Origin of the sequence: Comamonas sp. MYb396, assembly GCF_037479555.1 — a bacterium.
GTDB lineage: Bacteria > Pseudomonadota > Gammaproteobacteria > Burkholderiales > Burkholderiaceae_C > Comamonas.
This window is the reverse complement of sequence record NZ_JBBGYU010000009.1, coordinates 140,159-164,538: the sequence shown is the minus strand read 5'-3', so window position 1 is coordinate 164,538 and position 24,380 is coordinate 140,159. Positions and strand designations below refer to the sequence as shown.

General features: G+C 62.8%; 24 protein-coding genes, 6 tRNA genes and 1 riboswitch. Of the genes, 9 read left to right on the top strand and 21 right to left on the bottom strand.

Annotated elements, in window-relative coordinates; genetic code table 11:
- Window positions 1-90: 90 nt before the first annotated feature.
- The 14 genes from rplL to WH265_RS19770 all read right to left on the bottom strand — a co-directional run bounded on the left by rplL (window position 91) and on the right by WH265_RS19770 (window position 6,626).
- On the bottom strand, window positions 91-465 hold the full coding sequence (gene rplL / locus WH265_RS19835; RefSeq protein WP_021025386.1) for a 50S ribosomal protein L7/L12: 375 nt from the start codon (window positions 463-465) through the stop codon (window positions 91-93).
- Window positions 466-502: 37 nt separating this feature from the next.
- The gene (gene rplJ, locus WH265_RS19830) at window positions 503-1,021 is read right to left on the bottom strand and encodes a 50S ribosomal protein L10 (protein ID WP_021025387.1); all 519 of its coding nucleotides are present in this window, start codon (window positions 1,019-1,021) and stop codon (window positions 503-505) included.
- 242 nt (window positions 1,022-1,263) lie between these two features.
- A complete protein-coding gene (gene rplA / locus WH265_RS19825; RefSeq protein ID WP_021025388.1) occupies window positions 1,264-1,959 on the bottom strand; it encodes a 50S ribosomal protein L1 in 696 nt (231 codons plus the stop codon).
- 1 nt (window position 1,960) lies between these two features.
- Complete coding sequence (gene rplK / locus WH265_RS19820) at window positions 1,961-2,392, bottom strand: 50S ribosomal protein L11 (RefSeq protein WP_021025389.1); 432 nt, start codon at window positions 2,390-2,392, stop codon at window positions 1,961-1,963.
- Window positions 2,393-2,494: 102 nt separating this feature from the next.
- On the bottom strand, window positions 2,495-3,088 hold the full coding sequence (gene nusG / locus WH265_RS19815; RefSeq protein ID WP_021025390.1) for a transcription termination/antitermination protein NusG: 594 nt from the start codon (window positions 3,086-3,088) through the stop codon (window positions 2,495-2,497).
- Window positions 3,088-3,471, bottom strand: a complete 384-nt coding sequence (gene secE, locus WH265_RS19810; RefSeq protein WP_021025391.1) for a preprotein translocase subunit SecE — start codon at window positions 3,469-3,471, stop codon at window positions 3,088-3,090. Before secE ends, nusG begins: the two co-directional genes overlap by 1 nt.
- An 88-nt stretch (window positions 3,472-3,559) precedes the next feature.
- A tRNA-Trp gene (locus WH265_RS19805) sits at window positions 3,560-3,635 on the bottom strand.
- A 13-nt stretch (window positions 3,636-3,648) separates the two neighbouring features.
- Window positions 3,649-4,839, bottom strand: a complete 1,191-nt coding sequence (tuf, locus tag WH265_RS19800) for an elongation factor Tu (protein ID WP_116926819.1) — start codon at window positions 4,837-4,839, stop codon at window positions 3,649-3,651.
- Window positions 4,840-4,905: 66 nt separating this feature from the next.
- Window positions 4,906-4,980, bottom strand: a tRNA-Thr gene (locus tag WH265_RS19795).
- 39 nt (window positions 4,981-5,019) lie between these two features.
- A tRNA-Gly gene (locus WH265_RS19790) sits at window positions 5,020-5,093 on the bottom strand.
- Between the two features lie 53 nt (window positions 5,094-5,146).
- Window positions 5,147-5,232, bottom strand: a tRNA-Tyr gene (locus WH265_RS19785).
- A gap of 153 nt (window positions 5,233-5,385) precedes the next feature.
- Window positions 5,386-5,462, bottom strand: a tRNA-Arg gene (locus tag WH265_RS19780).
- A gap of 336 nt (window positions 5,463-5,798) precedes the next feature.
- Window positions 5,799-5,874: transfer RNA gene (locus WH265_RS19775), tRNA-Arg, on the bottom strand.
- A 116-nt stretch (window positions 5,875-5,990) separates the two neighbouring features.
- Window positions 5,991-6,626 carry a TetR family transcriptional regulator gene (locus tag WH265_RS19770; protein ID WP_021027146.1) on the bottom strand — a complete coding sequence of 212 codons (636 nt, stop codon included), beginning with the start codon at window positions 6,624-6,626 and terminating at the stop codon, window positions 5,991-5,993.
- A 230-nt stretch (window positions 6,627-6,856) separates the two neighbouring features.
- On the opposite strand from WH265_RS19770, the gene WH265_RS19765 reads away from it, so the two are divergent.
- From WH265_RS19765 to WH265_RS19750, 4 genes are all read left to right on the top strand, one after another.
- Complete coding sequence (locus tag WH265_RS19765) at window positions 6,857-8,176, top strand: efflux RND transporter periplasmic adaptor subunit (protein WP_027010963.1); 1,320 nt, start codon at window positions 6,857-6,859, stop codon at window positions 8,174-8,176.
- Window positions 8,177-8,191: 15 nt separating this feature from the next.
- Window positions 8,192-11,410, top strand: coding sequence for an efflux RND transporter permease subunit (locus WH265_RS19760; RefSeq protein WP_021027148.1), 3,219 nt, complete (start codon window positions 8,192-8,194; stop codon window positions 11,408-11,410).
- On the top strand, window positions 11,403-12,842 hold the full coding sequence (locus WH265_RS19755) for an efflux transporter outer membrane subunit (RefSeq protein WP_339535948.1): 1,440 nt from the start codon (window positions 11,403-11,405) through the stop codon (window positions 12,840-12,842). The genes WH265_RS19760 and WH265_RS19755 overlap by 8 nt, the downstream gene beginning before the upstream one ends.
- Window positions 12,843-13,035: 193 nt before the next feature.
- Window positions 13,036-13,914, top strand: coding sequence for a c-type cytochrome (locus WH265_RS19750; protein ID WP_339559404.1), 879 nt, complete (start codon window positions 13,036-13,038; stop codon window positions 13,912-13,914).
- A 29-nt stretch (window positions 13,915-13,943) separates the two neighbouring features.
- On the opposite strand, the gene WH265_RS19745 is transcribed toward WH265_RS19750, so the two are convergent.
- Window positions 13,944-14,513 carry a DUF2946 family protein gene (locus WH265_RS19745; protein WP_339559403.1) on the bottom strand — a complete coding sequence of 190 codons (570 nt, stop codon included), beginning with the start codon at window positions 14,511-14,513 and terminating at the stop codon, window positions 13,944-13,946.
- Between the two features lie 130 nt (window positions 14,514-14,643).
- Between WH265_RS19745 and WH265_RS19740 the strand changes: the two genes are divergently transcribed.
- From WH265_RS19740 to WH265_RS19725, 4 genes are all read left to right on the top strand, one after another.
- Window positions 14,644-15,246, top strand: a complete 603-nt coding sequence (locus WH265_RS19740) for a LemA family protein (RefSeq protein WP_021027151.1) — start codon at window positions 14,644-14,646, stop codon at window positions 15,244-15,246.
- Window positions 15,247-15,259: 13 nt separating this feature from the next.
- On the top strand, window positions 15,260-16,177 hold the full coding sequence (locus WH265_RS19735) for a TPM domain-containing protein (protein ID WP_339559402.1): 918 nt from the start codon (window positions 15,260-15,262) through the stop codon (window positions 16,175-16,177).
- Window positions 16,177-16,695 carry a TPM domain-containing protein gene (locus tag WH265_RS19730; protein WP_339559401.1) on the top strand — a complete coding sequence of 173 codons (519 nt, stop codon included), beginning with the start codon at window positions 16,177-16,179 and terminating at the stop codon, window positions 16,693-16,695. The genes WH265_RS19735 and WH265_RS19730 overlap by 1 nt, the downstream gene beginning before the upstream one ends.
- A 121-nt stretch (window positions 16,696-16,816) precedes the next feature.
- Window positions 16,817-18,007, top strand: a complete 1,191-nt coding sequence (locus WH265_RS19725; protein ID WP_339559400.1) for a DUF1624 domain-containing protein — start codon at window positions 16,817-16,819, stop codon at window positions 18,005-18,007.
- 18 nt (window positions 18,008-18,025) lie between these two features.
- Here the strand turns inward: WH265_RS19725 and WH265_RS19720 are convergent, their stop codons facing one another.
- The 6 genes from WH265_RS19720 to WH265_RS19695 form a co-directional block, all read right to left on the bottom strand.
- The gene (locus WH265_RS19720; RefSeq protein ID WP_116926839.1) at window positions 18,026-18,415 is read right to left on the bottom strand and encodes a Fur family transcriptional regulator; all 390 of its coding nucleotides are present in this window, start codon (window positions 18,413-18,415) and stop codon (window positions 18,026-18,028) included.
- 125 nt (window positions 18,416-18,540) lie between these two features.
- A complete protein-coding gene (locus tag WH265_RS19715; protein WP_339535942.1) occupies window positions 18,541-19,875 on the bottom strand; it encodes an OprD family outer membrane porin in 1,335 nt (444 codons plus the stop codon).
- Between the two features lie 32 nt (window positions 19,876-19,907).
- On the bottom strand, window positions 19,908-20,357 hold the full coding sequence (locus tag WH265_RS19710; RefSeq protein WP_339559399.1) for a pseudoazurin: 450 nt from the start codon (window positions 20,355-20,357) through the stop codon (window positions 19,908-19,910).
- Window positions 20,358-20,369: 12 nt separating this feature from the next.
- Window positions 20,370-21,173, bottom strand: coding sequence for an ABC transporter ATP-binding protein (locus tag WH265_RS19705; RefSeq protein ID WP_339559398.1), 804 nt, complete (start codon window positions 21,171-21,173; stop codon window positions 20,370-20,372).
- On the bottom strand, window positions 21,170-22,240 hold the full coding sequence (locus WH265_RS19700) for a FecCD family ABC transporter permease (RefSeq protein WP_339535936.1): 1,071 nt from the start codon (window positions 22,238-22,240) through the stop codon (window positions 21,170-21,172). The genes WH265_RS19705 and WH265_RS19700 overlap by 4 nt, the downstream gene beginning before the upstream one ends.
- A 24-nt stretch (window positions 22,241-22,264) precedes the next feature.
- Window positions 22,265-23,287 (bottom strand): ABC transporter substrate-binding protein, encoded by a 1,023-nt coding sequence (locus WH265_RS19695; RefSeq protein WP_339559397.1) that lies wholly within the window; start codon window positions 23,285-23,287, stop codon window positions 22,265-22,267.
- Window positions 23,288-23,549: 262 nt separating this feature from the next.
- A riboswitch (cobalamin riboswitch) is annotated at window positions 23,550-23,774 on the bottom strand.
- A gap of 46 nt (window positions 23,775-23,820) precedes the next feature.
- Here WH265_RS19695 and WH265_RS19690 point away from each other — a divergent pair.
- On the top strand, window positions 23,821-24,369 hold the full coding sequence (locus WH265_RS19690) for a GNAT family N-acetyltransferase (protein WP_339559396.1): 549 nt from the start codon (window positions 23,821-23,823) through the stop codon (window positions 24,367-24,369).
- The last annotated feature ends 11 nt before the right edge of the window (window positions 24,370-24,380 follow it).

Sequence of the window (24,380 nt, the reverse complement as noted above, 5' to 3'; positions counted from 1 at the left end):
AGTTTTTGGTGTGCTCTAGCGAACGATATTCCAGAAGCGCCAAAGGCTGGAGCACCTTTTCGGGTACTCCAGCCTTGAAAAAGCCCTCAATTACTTGAGTTCGGCCTTTGCACCAGCGTCCACCAGCTTCTTAGCAGCGGCTTCAGCGTCAGCCTTAGGCATAGCTTCCTTCAGAACCTTAGGAGCGCCGTCGACCATGTCCTTGGCTTCCTTCAGACCCAGACCGGTGATTTCACGCACGGCCTTGATCACGCCAACCTTGTTAGCGCCGGCTTCCAGCAGCACCAGGTTGAACTCGGTCTTTTCTTCAGCAGCAGCAGCGGCACCGCCACCACCAGCAGCAGGAGCGGCCATAGCAGCAGCGCTCACGCCAAACTTCTCTTCAATTGCCTTGACCAGGTCGTTCAGTTCCAGAACAGTCATGCTGTCCAGGGAGGTCAAGAATGCGTCTTTATCGAATGCCATTTTGATTTCCTAAATATATCGGTTGGTTTTGCCGCGCTTAAGCTGCAGCGACTTCGGCGACTTCCGCGCCTTCGCCCTTTTTGGCCGCCAGTGCGCCCAGCACAACGGCCGTACGCGAGATTGGCGACATGAGCAAGCCACACAATTGGGCCAGCAGCACTTCCTTGGAAGGCACGCTTGCCAGTTGCTTAACGCTGTTAGCGTCCAACGCCTTTCCTTCGAATGCACCACCGCGAATCACCAACTTGTCGTTGGTCTTCGCGAAATCGGCCACTACCTTGGCAGCGGCGATTGCATCTTCAGAGAAACCGTAGATCAGCGGGCCGGTCATCTGGTCAGCGACCACTTCAAAGCTGCTACCAGCAACAGCGCGACGAGCCAGGGTGTTCTTCAGAACACTCAGCGTCACGCCTTGCTTGCGTGCTTCCACACGCAGCTTCGTCATGTCAGCGACCGTGATGCCGCGGTATTCCGCGAACACAAGCGTTTGAGCTTTAGCGGCGAGGCTGGTCACTTCATTGATGACCGCTTCTTTCTCACTGCGATTCAGACTCAAGGTCTACTCCTTCAAATGCGCATTAGGAGCGAACTCCACCTGCGCGCTCTTGTTGCAGCGACCAACTGTTTTGGAAATTCATCCATCTGCAGCGGGATCGCCATCTGCGTTGGCAAAAAGATTTAAGTGATCGAATCACACCAACGGTCTTGGATGGCCTGGCATGGCGTTTTTTTCAAAACCCCTTGCCAGCCCACCACACCAGACAGGTGCAAGCACCTGCCTGACGATTTTTTTAGCAATTACGCTGCGATGGTCTGTGCATCGACGCGCACGCCGATACCCATCGTCGACGACACCGCCACCTTGCGCAGGTACAGACCCTTGCTGGTAGCTGGCTTTGCCTTGTTCAGAGCGTCGATCAGGGCTGCCAGGTTGCCTTGCAGCTTGTCGTTCTCGAACGAGCGGCGGCCGATGGTCGAGTGAACGATACCAGCCTTGTCAACGCGGAACTGCACCTGACCTGCCTTGGCGTTCTTCACAGCCGTAGCGACGTCGGGAGTCACGGTGCCCACCTTGGGGTTAGGCATCAGACCACGTGGGCCCAGGATTTGACCCAGGGTACCAACGATACGCATGGCATCAGGCGCAGCGATCACGATGTCGAAAGGCATGTCACCAGCCTTGACCATCGCGGCCAGCTCGTCCATACCCACGATATCGGCACCAGCGGCCTTGGCTTCTTCAGCCTTGGCGCCTTGTGCGAACACGGCCACGCGGGTGGTCTTGCCGGTGCCGTTAGGCAGCACGACAGCGCCACGAACCACTTGGTCCGACTTCTTCGCATCCACGCCCAGCTGGATAGCCACGTCGATGGATTCGTCGAACTTGGCCGTTGCTGCGTCCTTGACGATTGCAACTGCATCAGCGAATGCGTACAGCTTGGTGGTGTCCACCTTGCCTTGCAGGGCCTTTTGCTTCTTGGTCAACTTTGCCATCTTAGAGGCCCTCCACCGTAACGCCCATCGAACGGGCGGAACCAGCCAGCGTGCGCACAGCGGCGTCAACGTCAGCAGCGTTCATGTCCTTCAGCTTGGTCTTGGCGATCTCTTCCAGCTGAGCGCGGGTGATCTTGCCGACCTTCGTGGCCAGAGGGTTCGAAGAACCCTTGTCCAGCTTGATCGCCTTCTTGATCAGCACCGTTGCGGGTGGGGTCTTGATGACGAACGTGAAGCTCTTGTCCGCAAATGCGGTGATCACCACAGGCAGTGGCAGACCTGGCTCGACACCTTGGGTCTGGGCGTTGAACGCCTTGCAGAATTCCATGATGTTGAGACCACGTTGACCCAGCGCTGGACCAATGGGTGGCGATGGATTGGCTTTACCAGCTGGCACTTGCAGCTTGATGAAGCCGACAATTTTCTTTGCCATTTATAGCTCCTTACGGGTAAAAACGCCCGCACTGCATAGCGCGGGCTCCCCGGGGGTTAAGACTCTGTTTAGGCACCGAGTCCGTAAGTGCATGAAAATGAATCAGGTTTTTTCGACCTGCGCAAATTCCAGCTCAACCGGAGTTGAACGGCCAAAGATCATAACAGAAACGCGAAGTCGACTCTTTTCGTAGTTTACTTCTTCGACAGATCCGTTGAAGTCCGTGAACGGACCTTCCTTGACGCGGATGAATTCGCCCACGGTGAATTCGATCTTGTGGCGCGGCTTGTCCGAGCCTTCTTCCATCTGCAGAACGATCTTCTGAACTTCTGCTTCGGAGATGGGAGCCGGACGGTTCTTGGCACCGCCCACAAAACCCGTCACCTTGCTGGTGTGCTTGACCAAGTGCCAGGTGTCGTCGTCCATGACCATCTCGACGAACACATAACCGGGGAACAGGCGGCGCTCGGTGGTCTTCTTCTGACCATTGCGCACTTCCACCACTTCCTCGGTAGGCACCAGGATGCGACCGAACTTGCTTTGCATGTCCGAGCGGTGAATGCGCTCCAGGATATTGCGCTCGACGGCCTTCTCCATGCCCGAGTAGGCATGCACGATGTACCAGCGCAGATCGGGATTAGCAGCACTCATAGGCGCCTCAGCGCCTGTGTTGGTTGTTTCGTCCGTGTTCGACATTACTTCCTCCAGCCCAGAACCAGGTCATACAAGACCCATTCCAGCGTTTTATCAGTCATCCACAAGAACAAAGACATGATGACCACAAACGCGAACACGTAGGCGGTCATCTGCAGCGTCTCTTTACGCGAAGGCCAAACAACCTTCTTGACTTCACGCCAGGAGTCCTTGGCAAAACCAACAAATTGCTTACCTGGTTCAGACACCAGAAAAACGGTGACAGCCGCAATGAGAGCCACAATCAGTACGGCCCACTGGGCAATCGCACCTTGTTTGGCCAACAGGTAAAAGCCGGCGATACCGGCGATAACCAATGCAGCTACGGCGAACAGCTTGAGCTTGTCCGCACCAGAACTAACAGTTTCAACTTGTGTAGCAGCCATGTCGACAATTCAGAGATGAAAATAGGCATCACTCAAGACGCCGAAGCCCGCCTTGTAATCAGGCGGGCTTGGTTGACCACTTATTCAGTGGCAGGGGCAGTAGGAATCGAACCTACAACCTTCGGTTTTGGAGACCGACGCTCTGCCAATTGAGCTATACCCCTACGAAATCAATACTTACGCAATGATCTTGGCAACCACGCCAGCGCCCACGGTACGGCCGCCTTCGCGAATAGCGAAACGCAGACCTTCTTCCATAGCGATGGGGTTGATCAGCTTGACGGTGATCGACACGTTGTCGCCAGGCATAACCATTTCCTTGTCAGCTGGCAGCTCGATGGCGCCGGTCACGTCCGTGGTACGGAAGTAGAACTGAGGACGGTAGTTGTTGAAGAAGGGGGTGTGGCGGCCGCCTTCGTCCTTGCTCAGCACATACACTTCAGCGGTGAAGTGGGTGTGTGGCTTGATCGAGTTAGGCTTGCACAGCACTTGGCCACGCTCCACGTCTTCACGCTTGGTGCCGCGCAGCAGCAGGCCAACGTTGTCACCAGCTTGACCTTGGTCCAGCAGCTTGCGGAACATTTCCACGCCGGTAACGGTGGTCTTGACGGTGTCCTTGATACCGACGATTTCGATTTCTTCGCCGACCTTGATGATACCGCGCTCGATACGGCCGGTCACCACGGTACCACGACCAGAGATGGAGAACACGTCTTCCACGGGCATCAGGAAAGCACCGTCCACAGCGCGCTCTGGCGTTGGGATGTAGGTGTCCAGCGCTTCAGCCAGACGCAGGATAGCGGGTTCACCCTTGTCGGATTGGTCGCCTTCCAGAGCCAGCTTAGCCGAGCCGCGGATGATAGGGGTGTCGTCACCTGGGAAATCGTACTTGTCCAACAGTTCGCGGACTTCCATTTCCACCAGCTCCAGCAGCTCTTCGTCATCCACCATGTCGCACTTGTTCAGGAACACGATGATGTAAGGCACGCCCACCTGGCGAGCCAGCAGGATGTGTTCACGGGTCTGGGGCATGGGACCGTCAGCAGCCGAGCAAACCAAAATAGCGCCGTCCATCTGGGCAGCGCCGGTGATCATGTTCTTCACATAGTCGGCGTGACCTGGGCAGTCCACGTGAGCGTAGTGGCGGTTAGCCGTTTCGTACTCAACGTGTGCGGTATTGATGGTAATGCCGCGAGCCTTTTCTTCAGGAGCAGCGTCGATTTCGTCGTACTTCTTGGCTTCGCCGCCGAACTTGGCAGACAGCACGGTTGCGATAGCAGCCGTCAGCGTGGTCTTGCCGTGGTCCACGTGACCAATGGTGCCCACGTTCACGTGCGGCTTGGTGCGCTCGAATTTTCCTTTTGCCATTCTAGACTCCGAAAAAACCTAAACCTAATGGGATATAGCGCAACAAGAACCGTGCGCACTTAAATATGGTGCCCATGGGCAGGATCGAACTGCCGACCTCCCCCTTACCAAGGGGGTGCTCTACCACTGAGCCACATGGGCAATTTTTTCAAATTGCAACAGGATCGCTTTACTGCAGACTGGAGCGGGAGACGGGAATCGAACCCGCGTCATTAGCTTGGAAGGCTAGGGTTCTACCATTGAACTACTCCCGCATCAACCGCGCCAGAAGCGCAATTGCTGCAAAGCTTTCTTCTTCAACCATTTCTGGTGGAGGGGACTGGATTCGAACCAGTGTAGGCGTAAGCCAACAGATTTACAGTCTGCCCCCTTTAGCCACTCGGGCACCCCTCCGAAGAAGAACTAGATTGTAGCATCATTTTTGGCTGTTTTTAGAAACTTCCGATTTCTCGCAAATTTCTTCAAGGGACGCAACCCGAACAAACCCGAAAACAATGCTTCACTCTATATAAAAAGCCCCGAGACCTGAATCTCGAGGCTCTTAACTGGTGCGGCTGGCAGGAATCGAACCCACGACCCCTTGGTTCGTAGCCAAGTACTCTATCCAGCTGAGCTACAGCCGCTAAGCTGCGTATTGTAGGCGGTTTTTGGGCACCTCGGACGAATCGGCCAGGTTTTTTCAAAAAATCGTGCGGAAAGCGGGCGATCCGTCGCAACGATGGCGCGCATGGAACCTCTTTGGTGCCTGCAGAGACACATCGCAATGCCCGACCAGCGGCACGCAAAGGCCTGGTAGCCACTGCTGCGCAACACCCCTCCGGGGAACGCAGCCCGATCTGCAGCCGCGCAAGCCAACACCTGCACGCCAGCAGCACCCAACAGGAACTAGGCAACAAAAAACCCGCGCTGCGACTCCGCAGGCGGGTTGGTGCTGCTCTGGCAGAGCACAAAAAAGGCGTTGGTGCGGCTGGCGGGGATCGAACCCACGACCCTTGGCTTCGGAGGCCAATACTCTATCCACTGAGCTACAGCCGCACAAGCTGCAGACGCCATGCGCTGCAGATCAACCCGCAGATTATGGCATGGCTTGGATGCCCTGGCCGTTCAGTTGTCGCCCGGGCATCGCGCCAGGGGCAGCCCATCAAAAACCTTTAGCGGCCTGCAGCCAGCTTGCCGGGGCCAAAGCCCAGGCCGGCCAGATAGGCCTCGACCGCCTTTTCACCCATGCTGCGCAGCGGAAAGTTGCCCTCATTGAGCACCCAGCCATGGATCAGCCCAACAAACAGGGAGTGCAAGCCCAGCGCCGCCTCCTGGGGCGTCATCTGCATCTGCACCTGGTCCCGGCTAGCGGCCTCTTCCAGATCTGCGGCAAATTTGCGCTGCGAGCAGGCAAAACTCTCGACATGGCCTTCGCGCACACTCTCGAGCTCACCGACGTATTCGAGCTTGAACAGCGCCGTGTCAAACACCTTGCGGCGGCGTTCATCCCCATCCATACTGTCAAACACCGCATAGATGGACCGGCGAATGCGGTCCAGCGGCGCGAGGTCACCGTATTTGTCGTCACAAATTTCCTCGAAGGGCATGCAAATGCGATCGAGCATCGATGAAAACACATCGACCTTGTCTTTGAAATGCCAGTACACCGCCCCGCGGGTCGCACCTGCCCGCTGGGCGATTTCGTTGAGCGAGGCGCGCGCAACGCCCTTCTCAAAGAACACCTGTTCTGCCGCATCCAGCAGCTTGATGCGGGTCTCATCTGCCTCTGCTTTAGTACGTCGGGCCATCGCTTGTATTCCGTTCTTGCAATCACATGACCCCTGTTTGTCAACCCAAAGGCCGTGCGTTATTTATCAAATTTCGACAATTATACATTTGCGCATGTATGTATAATCGCGCAGCAATTTCATGGGAATTGAGGATCATCCGCGCCCGGATGTGAGACAAGCCCTAGAGGGACCTCCGGGTTCTCCATCTTTACCATTTCTCATCTACCGAAGGGACTTTCATGCAGCAGATGTATGAAGCAAACCAATCTACCGGGAACCGCCCAGCCGCTACCAGCCCACGCCGTACAACCGGTGTGCTGGCTCTGACGCTGGTGGCTGCCCTGGTCTTGACCGCCTGCGGCAACAAGAAAGACGAACACGCAGCCCCGCAAGGAGGCGCACCCAAGCCGCCTGAGGTCAGCGTTCTGACGGTGAAGCTCGAGAGCATCCCCGTGGTCTCCGACCTGCCCGGTCGCCTGGAGCCCGTGCGGGTGGCCCAAGTGGGTGCACGCGTAGCCGGCATCTTGCAAAAGCGCCTGTTCACCGAAGGCTCGGACGTCAAGGCCGGCCAGGTGCTGTTCCAGATCGATAATGCGCCCTACCGGGCCAACTTGGAAAGCGCACAGGCGACTCTGGCCCAGGCCCAGGCAACGTTGGCCCAGGCCGCATCCACCGCCCGCCGCTACAAGCCCCTGGTCGAAGCCAACGCCATCAGCAAGCAGGACTACGACGTTGCCGTCGCCAACGAAAAGGCCGCACTGGCCCAGGTCGCGGCCGGCAAAGCCGCTGTCACCAACGCCAACATCAACCTGGGCTATGCCTCGGTGACGGCACCCATCTCCGGCCGCATTGGCCGCTCCCTGGTGACCGAAGGCGCGCTGGTCGGCCAAAGCGGTGTGACCGAGCTGGCCGTGATCCAGCAGATCAACCCGCTGTATGTGAACGTGACGCAGTCCTCGTCCGACATCCTGCGCATGCGGGAGGCGCTCAAGTCCGGCAAGCTGGCCAAGGCAGGCGACAACGCCGCCAAGGTCATCGTCTACACCGACGACGGCAAGCCCTATGCCCACCCCGGCAAGCTGCTGTTCACCGATCTGACGGTGGACCCAGCCACCGGCCAGGTGAGCGTGCGCGCCGAGCTGCCCAACCCCGAGAACCTGCTGCTGCCGGGCATGTATGTGCGTGTGCACATCCAGGAAGCCCAAGTGGACAACGCCGTGCTGGTGCCCCAGCAGGCCGTGACCCGCAATGAAAAGGGCAACACCGTGATGATCGTCGCCGCCGACGGCTCGGTCAGCCCACGGCCCGTGCAGATCAGCCAGTCCAAGGGTACGAACTGGGTGGTGAGCGAAGGCCTCAAGGCGGGCGACCAGGTCATGGTCGATGGCTTCATCAAGCTGGGCATGGGCGCGACACACGTCACGCCAGTGCCATGGAAGAACCCGAGCGACAAGGCGGCAGCGCCAGCGGCTCCCGCAGCGGGGGCAGCGCCCCAGGCTGAGGCACCCGCTGCGGACAAGCCCGCCGCCTCGCCAGAAGCTGCAGGCAACACCGCCGCCAGCAAATAAACAGGACACAGCGGAATGTCAAAGTTCTTTATTCACAGACCGATTTTTGCCTGGGTGATCGCGATCTTCGTGGTCCTCGCAGGTATCGTGTCCATTACCCGACTGCCGGTGGCGCAGTTCCCGAGCGTGGCGCCGCCCACCATCACGGTGACGGCGACCTACCCTGGCGCAACCGCGCAGACCCTGACCGACTCGGTGCTGCAGCTGATCGAGCGGGAAATCAACGGCGCCGAAGGCCTGATGTACATGTCGTCGTCCGCCTCTGCCACCGGCAGCGGCGAGTTGACCGTGACCTTCGAGCCCGGCACCAACCCCGACCTGGCCCAGGTGGATGTGCAAAACCGGCTGGCCCGCGCCACGCCGCGCCTGCCCAGCATCGTGCAATCGCTGGGGGTGCGCGTCGACAAGTCGATGAGCAACTTCCTGATGATTCTGACTTTCCAGTCGGACACCGGGGAGACCTCGCGTGACGAAATCTCCGATTACGTCAACCGCAATGTGGTGCCGGAAATCCAGCGTCTGAACGGCGTGGGCAAGGCCCAGCTGTTTGCGGCCGGCCGCGCGATGCGCGTCTGGGTCGACCCTGCCAAGCTGCAGGGCTACAGCATGTCGATCGCTCAGATCAATGCCGCCATTGCCGCGCAGAACCAGCAGATCTCCGGCGGCGCGCTGGGCGATACGCCGAGCCTGCCGGGCACCATGATGAACGCCACCATCGTCGTGCCGGGCCAGCTGTCCACGCCCGAAGAGTTTGGCGAGGTGGTGCTGCGCTCCAACTCGGACGGCTCGACCGTGCGCCTCAAGGACGTGGCGCGTGTGGAGCTGGGCTCCGAGAGCTATGCCACCAACTCGCGCCTGGACGGCAAGCCCGCCGTGGCGCTGGCCGTGCAGCTGACCTCGACCGCGAACGCGATGGCCACCGCCAAAGAGGTTTACAGCAAGATGGACGAGCTCGAACCCTTCCTGCCAGCCGGTGTGAAGTGGGCCGCGCCGTATGACACCTCGAAGTTCGTCAAGATCTCGATTGAAAAAGTGCTGCACACCCTGCTCGAAGCCATTGTGCTGGTGTTCATCGTGATGCTGATCTTCCTGCAGAACATCCGCTACACCCTGATCCCGACCATCGTCGTGCCCATTGCGCTGCTCGGGGCCTTTGCCGTGATGTACAGCGTGGGGCTGACCATCAATATTCTGTCGATGTTCGCGATGGTGCTGGTGATCGGTATCGTCGTGGACGATGCGATCGTGGTGGTCGAGAACGTCGAGCGGATCATGTCCGAAGAGGGCTTATCGCCCAAGGAGGCGACGATCAAGGCCATGGGCCAGATCCAGGGTGCCGTGGTCGGTATTACCGTGATTCTGGTGACCGTGTTCATCCCGCTGGCCATGTTCTCGGGCGCGACCGGCAATATCTACCGCCAGTTCTCGCTGGTGATGGCGATCTCAATCTTCTTCTCGGGCTTCTTCGCGCTGACCCTGACGCCTGCGCTGTGCGCCACCATGCTCAAGCCCATTCCCAAGGGCCATGCGCATGACAAGAAGACCGGCCTGCTGGGCCCCTTCTACAACTGGTTCAACCGCATGTTCGGCAAGGCCACCAAGGGCTACCAAAAGACCCTGGTCGGCGTCGTCAAGCGCACGTTCATGGCCTTCCTGGTCTATGCAGCGGTGATCGTCGGTGTGGTGTTTGGCTTCAAGGCACTGCCCACTGCGTTCCTGCCGGTGGAAGACCAGGGCTATGTGATCTCCCTGGTGCAGCTGCCCCCGGGTGCCACCCAGGAGCGCACCAGCGAGACCATGAAGCAGCTCGAAGACTTTGCCCTGGCGCAACCCGAGACGGCCAACATCGTGAGCATTCTGGGCTTCAGCTTTGCCGGTCAAGCGCAGAACATGGGTCTGGCCTTCACGGTGTTCAAGGACTGGTCCGAGCGCACCGCGCCGGGCTCGGATGCCTCGTCGTTCGCCGGCCGTGCCATGGGCGCGATGATGAGCCTGCGTGACGGCTTCATCTACACCCTGGTGCCACCGTCGATCTCCGAGCTGGGCAACAGCGATGGCTTTACCTTCCGTCTGCAGGACCGGGGCAACCATGGACACGCCGAGCTGCTCAAGGCCCGCAATGACCTGATCGCCAAGGCGAGCAAGAGCCCCATCCTGACCGGCATGCGTTTTGACGGTGTGGACGACGCGCCGCAGTGGCAGGTCGATATCAACCGCAATGCGGTATCGGCACAAAAGGTCAGCATGGGCGATATCGCCACCACCTTGTCGACGGCACTGGGCTCGAGCAACTCGACCGACTTCCCGAACAAGGGCTATATGCAGCGCGTGACCATCCAGGCCGACGCTGCCACCCGCATGCAGCCCGAAGACGTGCTGAAGCTGACCGTGCCCAATGCGGATGGCAAGCTGGTCGAGCTCTCGACCCTGGTGACCGCCAAGTGGATCACCGGCCCGATGCAGATGTCGCGCTACAACGGCTATCCCTCGATGAGCATCACCGGCCAGGCCAAGCCCGGCTACACCACCGGTGACGCGATGGCAGAGATGGAAAAGCTCTCGGCCGAGCTGCCCCAAGGCTTTGGCTACGAGTGGACCGGCCAGTCGCTGGACGAAAAGAAAGCCGGCTCGTCGGCAATGATCCTGTACGCGTTCTCGATCCTGGCGGTGTTCCTCTGCCTGGCAGCGCTGTATGAGAGCTGGAGCATTCCGCTGGCCGTGCTGCTGGTGGTGCCACTGGGCGTGCTGGGCGCCGTTGCCGGTATGCACCTGCGTGGCATGCCCAACGACATCTACTTCCAGGTGGCACTGATCACCGTGATCGGCTTGTCTGCGAAGAACGCCATCTTGATTGTGGAGTTCGCCAAGGACCTGCACGACCAGGGCATGAGCGCGCTCGATGCAGCGCTCGAAGCCGGTCACCTGCGTTTCCGCCCGATCCTGATGACCTCGCTCGCGTTCATCCTGGGTGTGGTGCCGCTGTACATCGCCTCGGGCGCCAGCGCCGTGAGTCAGCACGAGATCGGCACCGGCGTGTTCTGGGGCATGATCATCGGCACCTTCCTGGCCGTGTTCCTGGTGCCGGTGTTCTTTGTCGAGGTCTTCCGTCTGTTTGGCCGCAAGGGCGAGCAGGACAAGGGACCGCAAGGCAGCCCGCCCGCGCCGCATTCGCCTGACCGCGGACACGACGCCGTTCTGTCTGCCAATGTGGGGAAAGGAACCCACCATGAATAAGAAACTGATACCAACCGTTCTGGCTGCGGCCCTGCTGGCCTCGGGCTGCTCGCTGATTCCGTCACTGGATAAGCCTGCCACCCCGGTGGCGGCGCAGTACCCGGTGGCCACGGAAGAGACGCAGCAGGCCGCTGCCGATATTCCCTGGCAGAACTTCTTCACCGATACGCGCCTGCAGCAGCTAATCCAGACCGCGCTGGACAACAACCGTGACCTGCGCGTGGCGGTGCTCAACATCGCCCAGGCCCGTGCGCAATACCAGATCCAGGACGCCCAGCGCTTTCCGGAAGTGGGCGTCTCGGGTGCGGCCTCGCGCCAGCGCAGCCAGATCACGGGCGGCTATGCGAATGCCTTCAGCGTAGGGGTCGGCATCCAGAGCTGGGAGATTGACTTCTTTGGCCGCATCAGCAGCCTCAAGGAGCAGGCTCTGGCCCAGTACCTGGCGACTGAAGAAGGCCGCAAGTCGGCCCAGATCAGCCTGGTGGCCTCGGTCGCCAATGCCTGGCTGACCCTGCAGGCCGACGAGGAGCTGATCGACATTTCGCGCCGCACACTGGAGACGCGGGAAGAGTCGATCAAGCTGTCCAAGCTGCGCCTCGATGCCGGCGTGGCTTCGGAGCTGGACTACCGCCAGGCCCAGTCGCTGACGGAAAACGCCAAGGCCACCCTGGCCCAGCAACTGCGCCAGCGCGCGCTGGATGTCAACGCCCTGACTTTGCTGCTGGGCCAGACGCCACCGGCCGAGCTGCTGACCAGCCTGCAGGGCAAGCGCCTGACCGATCTGCCGGTGATGGCCGATGTGCCAGCGGGCCTGCCCTCGGACCTGATGCTGCGCCGCCCCGACCTGCGCCAGGCCGAGCAGACCATGATCGCCGCCAATGCCAACATTGGCGCGGCGCGCGCGCTGTTCTACCCGGCGATCTCGCTGACGGCCAGCGCCGGCTTTGCCAGCTCCGAGCTGTCCGACCTGTTCGACTCCAAGTCCAAGGGCTTCACGATCGCGCCTTCGCTCTACCTGCCGATCTTCAATGCCGGCCGCAACCAGGCCAACCTGGAAGTGGCACAGGTGCAGACGCAGATTGCTGCAGCGCAGTATGAGAAAGCCATCCAGACGGCGTTCCGCGAAGTGTCGGATGCCCTGGTCAGCCGCCAGACGCTGTCCGACCAGCTGCAGTCGCAGCAAGCCCAGGTCGAGGCCGAGTCGGCACGCCTGAAGCTGTCGGACCTGCGCTACAAGAACGGCGTGGCCAGCTACCTGGACCTGCTCGATGCGCAGCGCTCGCTGTTCACCTTGCAGCAAGCGGTGGTGCAAGTGCGCCTGACCCAGCTGCAAAACCAGGTCGGCCTGTACAAGGCGCTGGGCGGCGGCTGGACCGATCCGGCACCGGCCGACACTGTCGCACAGGCGGCGCCCACTGCTGGCAAACCATAGGTTAACGCCCGCAGTTGCGGCCCCACAATGGCTTGCCAGCCCCCTGGCAAGCCATTTTTTTATGCGCCGGCGCCGCAAGTGTGGCGGTTTGCCTGCAGGTATTAGCCCGGAGGCCATGCCAAAAAACCCGTCGATATAATGATTTTGGCCTCTGCACGATGAACAACAAGCCCCCAAAGAATTTGAGGAAGCCATGAGCGACATCCAGCAAGAAGAAGCACACACGGGCCCGGTCAGAACACCCAAGCAGTTTTTGTGGACGGTGATCTTTGCTTTTGTGATTCCGGTTTTTGCCATCATCGGTCTGGTGACCTATGTGACCTCTGCCAACAAATCCGGCCCCGGCGCGGCCGATAACGCGGGCTCCATCGAAAGCCGGCTGCAGAAAGTGGGCTCGGTCGAAATACGCGACGCCAACCGCCCCCTCAAATCCGGCCAGGAGGTCTACCAGGCCCAGTGCGCCACCTGCCATTCCACCGGCACCGCCGGCGCCCCCAAGTTTGAAGATGCCGCTGCCTGGGCGCCGCGCATCAAGACCGGACTCGAAGCGCTGCTGCACTCGGCCCTGGCCGGCAAGGGCGCCATGGCCCCGCAAGGCGGGGGTGACTTTGAAGACACCGAAATCGCACGTGGCGTGGTCTACATGGCCAATGCCGCAGGCGCCAAGTTTGACGAACCCCAGCGCCCGGCCGCCGCCAGCGCCGATGCGGGCAGTGCCGCCCCTACCGCTGCGGCTGCACCGGCTGCCACCAGTGCCCCTGCTGCGGCAAGCGCCGAGCCAGCAGCGGCCGTAGCCGCAGCACCTGCAGCCGCCGCTCCCACGGCCAACGCCGCCGTCAATGGCAAGGCGCTGTATGACAAGGCCTGCTTTGTCTGCCATGCCGCTGGTGTGGCAGGCGCGCCCAAGTTTGGAGACAAGGCCGCCTGGGCACCCTATATCGCCCAGGGCATCGACAGCATGGTGAAGATCGCCATCAGCGGCAAGGGAGCGATGCCCCCACGCGGCGGCTCCAGCGCATCGGATGAAGAGATCCATGCGGCGGTGCAGTACATGGTGGAGCAAGCGCAGTAACCAAGCCGCCCACCGCGCGACCTAAAAGATCAAGCCTGGCCCGCCGCCTTCAGCGCAGCGGGCGAGCGCACAAAGCCATAGCGCTTTTCCAGCAGCACGCTGGCCACTTCGGTCGGCTCGGGCAGCAGGCCCTGCTCGAGGGCCTGCGACACATCCAACACATCCTGCGTATGCACAATGCCCAGCCCCTGGTCCGTGTGCAGGTAGACGGCGCCTTGCTCATCAGCCAGCACCGCCTGCACCTGCGCAGGCGCCAGCACCGCGCCAGTATGGGCATGCAGCTGCAAGGCTTCATCGCGCCACTGCGCGCGCCAGACCCAAGGGGTGGCCTCCAGCTCCACAAACACCTGCTGCGGGCCATTTTGGAAATACCAGCAGCCCTGGGCATCGGCCAAGTAATTGCGGGCAATGAACTGCGCAAGCTTGTCATGCTCCACCTGCGAGCCCTTGGCGCCTGGCAGGCCACTGGCAAAAGCGCCGGCGGCCTGGGCCTGCGCATCACGCAACCACCAGTTGCCGCGCGCATCCAGCGCCAGCCAGCCCCAGCAGGCGGGCACGTTGGGCCATTTGGCCATGGCTTGTTTCACGATATCGTCCATCTGGCGATCCTACTGCATGCGCCGACGCAGGCATGCCGGTCATGCACCCCTCAGACCGTCAATAATCGCTGACAATGGGCCGCTGCCAGATCGGTAACAATGGCGGCTCTGAACATGGCGAGGAGCCCTCATGAACGCATGGAAACGATTTCTGGTGGTAGCAGCCGCAGCGCTGGCACTGACGGGCTGCGGCTATAACGATTTTCAACGCCTGGACGAAGAATCCACCGCCGCCTGGAGCGAGGTGCTGAGCCAGTACCAGCGCCGTGCGGACCTGGTGCCCAACATCGTGGCCTCGGTCAAGGGCGAGGCCAATTTCGAGCAGGACACGCTCACCAAGGTGATCGAAGCAAGGGCCAAGGCCACCTCGATCCAGGCCACGCCCGAGCTGGTGAACAACCCCGAGGCTTTCAACAAGTTCCAGCAGGCCCAGGGCGAGCTGTCGAGCGCGCTGTCGCGCCTGATGGTGGTCTCGGAGCGCTACCCCGAGCTCAAGGCCAACCAGGCTTTCCGCGATCTGCGCGTGACGCTGGAAGGTACAGAAAACCGCATTGCCGTGGCGCGGGACCGCTACATCGGCACCGTCAAGGCCTACAACATCAAGGCCCGCGTGTTCCCCACCAACCTGACGGCCAAGGTCTTTGGCTACCAGCCCAAGGCCAATTTCACGGTGCAGAACGAGGCCCAGATTTCCCAGCCGCCTAGCGTCGACTTCTCGTCCGAGCGGAAGTAAGCGCATGGCCCGGATGCCCGCTTGGCGCCCGCCGCTGGCCTGGGTGCTGGCCCTGGCAGTGGCCGTGCTGCTGCCCTGGCTCAGCGCGCCAGCGCGCGCTGCCGTGCAGCCGGTGCCGGCGCTCAGCGCCCATGTGATCGACCAGACCGCCACCTTGAGCGCGCAGGACCAGGCCCAGCTCGAAGCGCAGCTGACGGCGCTGGAGCGCGACACCGGCGCGCAGGTCGTGGTGCTGATGGTCGCCAGCACCAGCCCCGAAGACATTGCCGCCTATGCCCAGCGCGTGGCCAGCACCTGGAAGATTGGCCGCAAGGAGGTGGGCGATGGCCTGCTGGTGCTGGTGGCCAAGGACGACCGGCGCATGCGCATCGAGGTGGCCAAGACCTTGGAAGGCGCGATCCCCGATCTGCGCGCGGCGCGCATCATTGACCAGACGATGGCGCCGGCTTTCCGCGCCGGCAACTTTGCCGCTGGCATTGGCGACAGCCTGGCCCAGATCAGCGCGCTCATCAAGGGCGAGGCGCTGCCGCCGCCTCGCAGCACGCCCCCTGCCCACAACCAGGCGTCCTCGGCCTTGCCCGATGACCCGGCGCAGCTGCTGCTGTTCTTCTTTATCTTTGTGATGGTGGGCGGCAGCGTGTTGCGCAGCATGCTGGGCCGCGCGCTGGGCTCGCTGGCCACCGGCGGCGCAGCAGGCCTGGTAGCGGCCTGGCTCACCTCCAGCGTGCTGCTGGGCATTGGCGCGGGCGTCGCTGCGCTCTTTGTGGTCTTGCTGGCCGGCACCATGCGCGGGGGCAGCTCAATCGGCGGGGGCGGCGGTGGCTTTGGCGGCGGAGGCGGCTTTGGCGGGGGTGGATTTGGCGGCGGCGGCGGATTCAGCTCCGGCGGCGGCGGCAATTTTGGGGGCGGTGGCGCCTCGGGGAGTTGGTGATGGGCCATTGGTTGCAACGCTGGGGCAGGCAACTGCGCCACCGCTTTCTGGAGCGCGATGCCTCCCATGCCTTGCCCGATGACGCAAGGCAGCGCCTGGCGCAGGCCATCGCGGCCTCGGAGGCCAGGCACAGCGGCCAGATCCGCGTCTATGTGGAAAGCGCCCTGCCCTGGAGCTATATCCGCCGTGATGCGCCTGCGCGCGAGCGCGCGGTGATGCAGTTTGGCAAGCAGCGCGTCTGGGACACCGAACACAACAATGGCGTGCTCATCTACCTGCTGCTGACCGACCATGCGATCGAGATCGTCGCCGACCGGGCGGTATCGCGCTGCGTCAGCGGTCCGCAGTGGCAGGCGATGGTCGACAGCCTGGCCAGCGCGCTGCGCAGCGGCCAGTACGAAAAGGCCTTGCTGGCGGCCATCGGCCAGGTATCGCGCCATCTGGAGCAGCAGTTCCCACGCGGCGCCGCACCCTCGGCGGCAGGCAATGAACTCGATGACCAGCCGCTGATCGGCTGAGCACGGCGCACGGGCGGCGAATTTCGGCCTCCCAGCCCAACCAGGCAGCCGATATAAATGATAATGCGCAATCAATATCATTTGATACGCCTTTCGCCCGCCCATCTCGCCTGCCTGCTCCATGTCCTCCGACACCCCCATCCTCCCCCGCAGCCCTGCTGCCGGTTTGCCCGGCGCCAGCCGCCTGCAATCCATTGACGCCCTGCGCGGCCTGGTGATCCTCTTCATGCTGATCGACCATGTGCGCGAGACCTTCTACCTGCACCACCAGGTGCCCGATCCGATGGATGTCTCGGCGACGGCCCCGGAGCTGTTTTTCAGCCGCTTGCTCGCCCACCTGTGCGCGCCGGTGTTTGTGCTGCTCACGGGCCTGTCGGCCTTTTTGTACGGCAGCAAGTACGAAGATGGGCGCGCGGCGGCCTCGGGTTTTCTGTTCAAGCGTGGGCTGTTTCTGGTGCTGCTGGAGGTGACCGTGGTCAACTTTGCCTGGACCTTCCAGTTCCCGCCCACCAAGATCTTCCTGCAGGTGATCTGGGCCATTGGCCTGTCGATGCTGATGCTGTCGGCCCTCGTGTGGCTTCCGCGCCGCCTGATCATTCCGCTGGGCCTGCTGCTGGTCGCCGGCCACAACCTGCTCGACCACCTGCACTTTGCGCCCGACCATGCGCTGCACACGCTCTGGGCCGTGCTGCATGACCGGGGCTGGATCGATGTGAGCGAGACACTGCGCCTGCGCACCTCCTACCCGCTGCTGCCTTGGATCGGCGTGATCGCACTGGGCTATGCGATGGGCCCCTGGTTTGCCAAGGGTGTCGATGCACTGCAGCGCCAGCGCCGCCTGCTGACCTGGGGCCTGGGCCTGTTGGTGGGCTTTGTGCTGCTGCGTGCCGCCAACGTCTATGGCGACAAGCCCTGGGTGGTGGGCGACTCGCTGATGGTCAGCCTGATGGGCTTTTTGAACATCACCAAGTACCCGCCGTCCCTCTTGTTTCTGGCGCTGACCCTGGGCATCGGCCTGCTGCTGCTGCGCGCCTTTGAGCGCCGGCCACAGATGCGCTGGCTGGCACCGCTGACGGTGTTTGGCGCCGCACCGATGTTCTTTTATGTGCTGCACCTCTATGTGCTCAAGTTCCTCTACCTGGGCGCGCAGGCGGTCTGGGGCAACAACCAAGGCGAGCTGTTCGGCTTTGGTTCGATGTGGATGGTGTGGCTCAGCACCGTCGCCCTGGGCTTTGCGCTGTACCCGGCGGTGAAGGCCTTTGCCGCCTTCAAGGCCCGCCGGCGCGATATCACCTGGCTCAAGTACCTCTAAGCCGCTTTTTACGCTGCCTCAGGCTGCAGGCCCTGCACCGCTGCGGCAGTCCTTGCACTGGCCGTACAAGGTGATCTCATGGCCTTCGACCAGAAAGCCCGGCGGCGCCATGCCTTTGAGGTCGCCCGGGCAGGCCTGGATATCAAACACCCGGCGGCAGCTGTTGCACTGGAAATGGTGGTGGTGGTCGTGTGTGGCCGGCTCATAGAGCGGCAGGCCACCGGGCAAGGTGACCACGCGCAGCAGGCCCTCTTCCGTCATCAACTTGAGGTTGCGGTAGACGGTCGCAATGCCCAAGGCCGGCAGCGCAGCACCCGCAATCTCCAGCACCTCTTGGGGTGAGAGTGGACGGCCTTGCGATGCAAAGGCATCGGCGATGGCGGCGCGCTGGCGGGTAGGACGTTGCATGGTCTGACAGGGACGTTCCGAAGAACGGATGGGCAATCGGGGGAGCGCTCATCATAGCCGCTTGGGCTGCGGCCTGCAGCCAGGCAGCGCTGGCCGCCATTGCCCTCCTTTGCCGCGCTACTACCTCAGAAAATCTGCAAGGGCATCTCCGCCAGCAGCCGCACCTGGTTCACATTCAGCTCGCCCTGGGTTTGGTTGGCCCGGTGCACGCCGTAGCGCAGCTGCAGCGCCAGCCCCTTGGCCTGGCCTTGCTGCACGGTGTAGCGCAGCAGCATGTCGCGCTCCCAGTGTCGGCCGCCACGGCCGCTGGCGCCCAGGTAGTTGGCATACACGCTGCCGGCACGGCTGTAGTCAATGCCCGAGCCGCGTGTATAGGCGACGCCCGCGCGCAGGCCCGGCGTCAGCCACTGGCCCAGATCGGCCTCGTACTTGAGCTGCCAGGACGCCTCATGCGGCGCATTGAAGTCCGACAGCTGCATCGCGTTGTCCAGCCAGATGGAGCCCCGGTTGACATAGTCGAATGGCGTATCGCCATCGACCTTCTGGTAACCCAGGCCCAGCTGGTGCATGCCGGCCGCATAGGTCGCCATCAGGCTCCAGGTCAGGTTGTCCACCCGGCCAGCCTTGGCCGCGCCGGTGTCCTTGTTGCGGTACAGGTTCAGGCTCAGCGAGAGGCTTTGCTTCTCGGCCAGCGCCTTTTTGTAGACGCCGCCCAGGTACCAGGTGTTCCAGACATCCTCGTATTGGCCGACGTAGCTTGACAGGCTCAGCCCGCTCCAGGGCGTGGCCCAGCTGCCCCCGGCAAAGCTGAAGGCATCGCCTTGCACGCCTGAGTAATTGGCCAGCAGGGGCTGGCCGTTCTTGCGCGCATTGCGGTCGGCCCAGCGGGTAAAGCGGCCGGCCTGCAGCGTCAGTTGCGCAATATCGTTGCTGCTGATCTGCCAGCCCCGGTTGGTCTCGGGCAGCAGGCGGGTGTCGGAGGAGTGGAAGATCGGGTTCTTGCTGCGCATCTCGCCCACTTTCAGCTCGGTCGACGACCAGCGCAGCTTGAGCGCCGCCCCTGCGCGGCCAAAGCTGTCCTGCAGGTCCGTGCCGTCTTTGGCGATATAGCGCGGGTTGCTGCGCACCTTGTCGGCGTCCGAGCCCAGGTTGATGCCGCCATAGGCATGCGCATCGAGCCCCAGGCCGACCACCCCTTGCGTGTAGCCCGAGCTGAAGTTCAGCATCAGCCCATAGCCGGCTTCGGCGGCCTTGTCCGAGCGCGCGCCGCCAGACACCACGCGGGTGCTGTCGCCACGCCGGTAGTCCAGCTGCTCATAGACCATGCGGTTGACCATGCCCAGGCTCGCGCCTTCGATCAAGCCCTTGGCCTCGTCCTGCGCGCCGGCCTGCGCATGGCCTGCCGCCAGGGCCAGCGCCGCCAGGCCGCTGCTGCGCGCCATCCATTTGAAATAAGTCATTGTCTGGTGTTGCCCAAAATTGCGATAGCGGTTCAGCGCGGCACCGAGGCGCGGCTGACGATGTCCTTGAAGCGCTGCTGCGCGCGCTCGGGCACCTCGGCAGGTACCTGCAGGCCGGGCAGCGGCGCATCGCCCACCTGCACCAGCATCACCATGCCCATCGCGTAATGGGGCAGGCACTGCACGCCATAGAGGCCCGGGGCATCAAAGCTGACCTCGATCTCCTCGTTGATCTTGCCCTTGAAGGGCTTGGCACCAGCGGGCGCCATGCCCGGGATGCTGACCGCGTCGTGCCCGCTGCTGCTGGCCAGGAACTTGATCTTGTCGCCCGGCTTGATCTGCAGGAACTCGGGTTCATAGGTCATCGGACCGGTGGCACTGCGGTTGCGCATCTTGACTTCAAAAGTCTCGGCGGCCGCCTGGCTGCACAGCAAGGCGCTCAACACAACAGGTAGCCAGGTTCGGTGGTTCAGGGTGGGCATATCGGCTCACAGTCAGGAAGAAGAAAGCGGACGAAAACGCAGCACGCGGCTGCCGTCCCAGGGGTCGACCAGCGCGCTGGCCTCGACGCGAAAAACCTGCGCCAGCAGCGCGGTATCAAGCACCTGCTCGGGCCGGCCCAGTGCGACGAGCCGGCCTTGCTGCATGACGGCCAGCCGGTCGCAGGCCAGCGCCTGGTTCAGGTCATGCAGGGCCACGACCTTGGTGACGGGCAGGCTGCGGATCAAGGCCATCAGCGACAGCTGCTGGTGGATATCGAGGTGGTTGCAGGGCTCATCGAGCAGCAGCACACCGGGCTGCTGCGCCAGCGCGCGTGCGATGTGCACACGCTGGCGCTCGCCACCCGAGAGGCTGTGCCAGGCGCTGTGGCGGCGGTCCGCCATGCCCACGGCATCGAGGGCCTGCTGCACGGCCTCCCAGTCCTGCGCGGCAAAAGGCTGCAGCGCCGAGAGCCAGGGCGTGCGCCCCAGCGCCACCGCGTCTTCAACGCTGATGGCATCCTGCGTCTCGGCCATCTGCGCCACCAGGGCCAGCTCGCGCGCAATGGCGCGGCGCCCCATCTTGTGCAGCGGCTGGCCCTGCAGCAGCACCTGGCCCTCGTTGGGCCGGATCACACCGGCCAGCAAGCGCAGCAGGCTAGACTTGCCCGAGCCATTGGGGCCAATCAAGCCCAGCATCTCCTGGCGCTGCACCGGCAAGCTGACCTGCTCGACAACCGGCCGGCCTTGCAGGCGCAGGCCCAGCGCGCAGGCCTGCAACACCGGCTGATCCGCAGCGGTTACCGGTTCCGCCGTCATCCGCGCCTCCGCTGGCTTTTGAGCAGAATGCAGGCAAATACTGGCGCGCCGACCAGGGCGGTGATCACGCCAATCGGCAGCACCTGGCCCCGGATCAGGGTGCGCGAGAGCACATCGGCGGCGATCAGAAACACCGCACCCATCATCGCGCTGGCGGGCACCAGGCGGCCGTGGCTGACGCCGACCAGCATGCGCGCGGCATGCGGAATGACCAGGCCAACAAAGCCGATCGCGCCGACGATGGAGACCATGACGGCCGTCATCAGCGCAGCGGCCAGCAGCAGCACCAGTTGCACCCGGCGCACCGGCACGCCCAGCGCGGCCGCCGATTCGCTGCCAAAGCTGAAGGCATCGAGCGCGCGCGTATGCAGCAGGCACAGCAGCAGGCCGGTGATCGCGATGCAGGCCGTCAGCACGGTATCGGGCCAGCGCACGCCGCTCAGGCTGCCCAGCAGCCAGAACATGATGCCCCGGGCCTGCTCGGCGCTGCCCGACTTGGTGATGATCAGCGAGGTCAGTGCATTGAACAGCTGCGAGCCGGCAATGCCGGCCAGCACAATCTGGCCGCTGTTGCGCAGGCCACCGCTGCCGGCGGCATGGGCCAGCAGGGCCACCAGTGCAAACGCGCAGAGCGCGCCAAAAAAGGCGCCCACGGTCATCGATATGGCGCCCGCACCAATGCCGACGACAGTCACCAGCACTGCGCCGGTGGAGGCCCCGGCCGAGATGCCGAGCAAATAGGGCTCGGCCAGCGCATTGCGCAGCAGCGATTGCAAAATGACGCCCGAGACCGCCAGGCCAGCGCCGCAGCTGGCCGCCACCAGCGCCCGGGGCAGGCGGTAGTTCCAAACAATGCCCTGGCTGATGGGATCGATGGCATAGCTGGCACCTGCCAGCTTGTTGGCCAGCACCTGCAGCACCAGGCTGGGCGACAGCGCCGTCTCGCCAACGGCGATGCCCAGCGCCACGCTCAGCAGCAGCGCCAGTGCCGCGCCCAGGCACCAGGCGGCCCCATGCAGCGGCCTGCGCAGCGCCGATGGGCGCGCTGATGCCGTTGCCACCATCATGCAAGGCCTTGCATCAGCGGCTGATCAACGCGCGGCCGCCGGGCCGAGCTTGCGTACCGCATCGCTGATCTGCTCCATGCCATCGACCAAGCGGATCGAGCCTTGCAGCGCATCGGCATCGACAATGACGATGCGGTTGTTCTTGACGGCATCCATGTGCTGGGTGACCGGGTCCTGCTTCAGAAACTCGAGCTTCTTTTGGTAGTCGTCCGCAGGGAAGCGGCGGCGGTCCATGCGGGCGATCACCAGGATCGATGGATTGGCCTTGGCAATGGTTTCCCAACCCACGGTGGGCCACTCTTCGGACGAGTCGACGATATTGCGCAGGCCCAAGGTCTGCAGCATGTAGCCGGCAACCCCGTTCTTGCCCGCCATGTAGGGGTCGATGGCCAGATCGGCGCTGGAGAACCACAGCGCAGCCGTCAGATGGGGCTGCTGCGCGGCCTGGACCTTGGCGACCGCCTTGGCCTGGCGCTCGCGCAGGTCCTTGACCAGGCGCTCACCCTGGGGCTGCACATCAAAGAGCTGCGCCAGTTGGGTGATGCTCTTGTAGAGCGCCTGCACATCGTAGGCCGCGGTGCGGGTGCCATCGGCGCCCTTGAGGTTGTTCTTGCCTTCGCAGTCGGAGGGCATCGCATAGGTGGCAATGCCCAGGTCATGGAACTGCTCGCGCGTGCCCACGACGCCGTCCTTGCCGACCATCCACTCGAACTGCGACACCACCAGCGCCGGGCGTTTGCCGATCACCGACTCAAAGCTCGGGTCGTTGTCCGCCAGGCGTGGCACCTTGTCATTGATGGCCTTGAACTGGGGCAGCACGGCATTGAACCACAGCGAGGTGCCCACCAGCTTGTCGCCCAGACCCAGCGCATACAGCATCTCGGTGCCGGCCTGGCCGATGGTGACGACCGAGGCGGGCGCCTGCTTGAGAGAGACCTCGTAGCCGCAGTTGTGCAGCTGCATCGGATAAGGGGCGGCCCAGGCGGACAGCGGCATGAATACACAGGCAGCCAACAGGGCAGGCAGCGCAAAACGGCGAACAGGCATCGGAATCGTCTCTCCAGGTAGAGGCTGGGCATGCGGGCCGTGCGAGCCGATCCGGTGCGGGCTGCTGCCCGGTGGAGCCAGGACAGCCTTGCGCAGACGAGACGCTGCTCACCGCCCGGACACCCCGCCGGTCATGATCAAAACACACGCACATCCGCCATGAATGGGTTTGCCGCAGCGGCGTTTGCGTCGTTCGCCTTGCAGCGCGCACAACCGGTGGCATGCCTGTTTCTCTGTGCAAACCGGGGGCTTGCCAGTGGCTTGTGAATGCATAACCTTGGCAGGTCTCCTGACTGGCCGGTCTGCGCAGACCATCGCCTTCCCGAACCGCAGTTCAGTGGCGCATGGATGGCCTGCTCGCGGCCTACAGTTGCGGGGGCAGTTCCGTTTGGGGCGCTGGCTGCCGGCTCGCGCTCCCTGGATTCCCTCATGCCCCGGCACCCTGCCGTGCGCATGTTCTTGCGAAACCAAAGTGGCTGTACTGTAGCCGATTTACAGCGCCTGCATGCTAAGCTGCAGGCCGTTTGATGGCCATGAACCACCCACCCACTACACCCAGCGCATACGGCATCCGCCGCGTTGACCATCTCGCGCCGGTGGCAGCCTTTTTGCAGGCGGCGCGCCAGGCCATGTTTGGCGATCGGGTCGATACCAGCACACCGCAGGCCGATCTGCGCGACTTTGCCTCGGTCTATGCACCGCCCGGCGGCTGCATGCTGGCGGCCTGGCAGGGCGACCGCATCATCGGCAGCATCGCCTACCGCGCCTATGACGGGCGCTTTGCCCACCTGGCGGTGCCCAGCGCAGGCACCGCCGAGGTGGTGCGCCTGTATGTGGACCCGGCCTGGCGCCGCCAAGGCCTGGCTGGCGAACTGTTCGCGCAGCTGCGGCAGCGGGCGCTGCAGCAGGGTGTGCAGCGGCTCTACCTGCACACGCATCCTTTTTTGCCGGGCGCACAGGCCTTTTGGCAGCGCCAGGGCTTTGTCAGCCTGCACCAGGATGCCGACCCGCTGTGGCAAACCCTCCATATGCAGCAGGTGCTGCAGACCAGCTCCACTCCGACCCATCCGCTACGGACGTAAAAAAACCACCG

Bases quoted from the DNA above. Each gene is read 5' to 3' on its own strand.
- nusG (WP_021025390.1), bottom strand. From the start codon at position 3,088: ATGTCGAACACGGACGAAACAACCAACACAGGCGCTGAGGCGCCTATG.
- rplK (WP_021025389.1), bottom strand. From the start codon at position 2,392: ATGGCAAAGAAAATTGTCGGCTTCATCAAGCTGCAAGTGCCAGCTGGT.
- WH265_RS19715 (WP_339535942.1), bottom strand. From the start codon at position 19,875: ATGACTTATTTCAAATGGATGGCGCGCAGCAGCGGCCTGGCGGCGCTG.
- WH265_RS19720 (WP_116926839.1), bottom strand. From the start codon at position 18,415: ATGCAACGTCCTACCCGCCAGCGCGCCGCCATCGCCGATGCCTTTGCA.
- rplA (WP_021025388.1), bottom strand. From the start codon at position 1,959: ATGGCAAAGTTGACCAAGAAGCAAAAGGCCCTGCAAGGCAAGGTGGAC.
- WH265_RS19690 (WP_339559396.1), top strand. From the start codon at position 23,821: ATGAACCACCCACCCACTACACCCAGCGCATACGGCATCCGCCGCGTT.
- WH265_RS19755 (WP_339535948.1), top strand. From the start codon at position 11,403: ATGAATAAGAAACTGATACCAACCGTTCTGGCTGCGGCCCTGCTGGCC.
- tuf (WP_116926819.1), bottom strand. From the start codon at position 4,839: ATGGCAAAAGGAAAATTCGAGCGCACCAAGCCGCACGTGAACGTGGGC.
- WH265_RS19695 (WP_339559397.1), bottom strand. From the start codon at position 23,287: ATGCCTGTTCGCCGTTTTGCGCTGCCTGCCCTGTTGGCTGCCTGTGTA.
- WH265_RS19765 (WP_027010963.1), top strand. From the start codon at position 6,857: ATGTATGAAGCAAACCAATCTACCGGGAACCGCCCAGCCGCTACCAGC.
- WH265_RS19760 (WP_021027148.1), top strand. From the start codon at position 8,192: ATGTCAAAGTTCTTTATTCACAGACCGATTTTTGCCTGGGTGATCGCG.
- WH265_RS19700 (WP_339535936.1), bottom strand. From the start codon at position 22,240: ATGATGGTGGCAACGGCATCAGCGCGCCCATCGGCGCTGCGCAGGCCG.
- WH265_RS19730 (WP_339559401.1), top strand. From the start codon at position 16,177: ATGGGCCATTGGTTGCAACGCTGGGGCAGGCAACTGCGCCACCGCTTT.
- rplL (WP_021025386.1), bottom strand. From the start codon at position 465: ATGGCATTCGATAAAGACGCATTCTTGACCTCCCTGGACAGCATGACT.
- WH265_RS19770 (WP_021027146.1), bottom strand. From the start codon at position 6,626: ATGGCCCGACGTACTAAAGCAGAGGCAGATGAGACCCGCATCAAGCTG.
- WH265_RS19705 (WP_339559398.1), bottom strand. From the start codon at position 21,173: ATGACGGCGGAACCGGTAACCGCTGCGGATCAGCCGGTGTTGCAGGCC.
- WH265_RS19735 (WP_339559402.1), top strand. From the start codon at position 15,260: ATGCCCGCTTGGCGCCCGCCGCTGGCCTGGGTGCTGGCCCTGGCAGTG.
- WH265_RS19725 (WP_339559400.1), top strand. From the start codon at position 16,817: ATGTCCTCCGACACCCCCATCCTCCCCCGCAGCCCTGCTGCCGGTTTG.
- WH265_RS19710 (WP_339559399.1), bottom strand. From the start codon at position 20,357: ATGCCCACCCTGAACCACCGAACCTGGCTACCTGTTGTGTTGAGCGCC.
- WH265_RS19740 (WP_021027151.1), top strand. From the start codon at position 14,644: ATGAACGCATGGAAACGATTTCTGGTGGTAGCAGCCGCAGCGCTGGCA.
- WH265_RS19745 (WP_339559403.1), bottom strand. From the start codon at position 14,513: ATGGACGATATCGTGAAACAAGCCATGGCCAAATGGCCCAACGTGCCC.
- WH265_RS19750 (WP_339559404.1), top strand. From the start codon at position 13,036: ATGAGCGACATCCAGCAAGAAGAAGCACACACGGGCCCGGTCAGAACA.
- secE (WP_021025391.1), bottom strand. From the start codon at position 3,471: ATGGCTGCTACACAAGTTGAAACTGTTAGTTCTGGTGCGGACAAGCTC.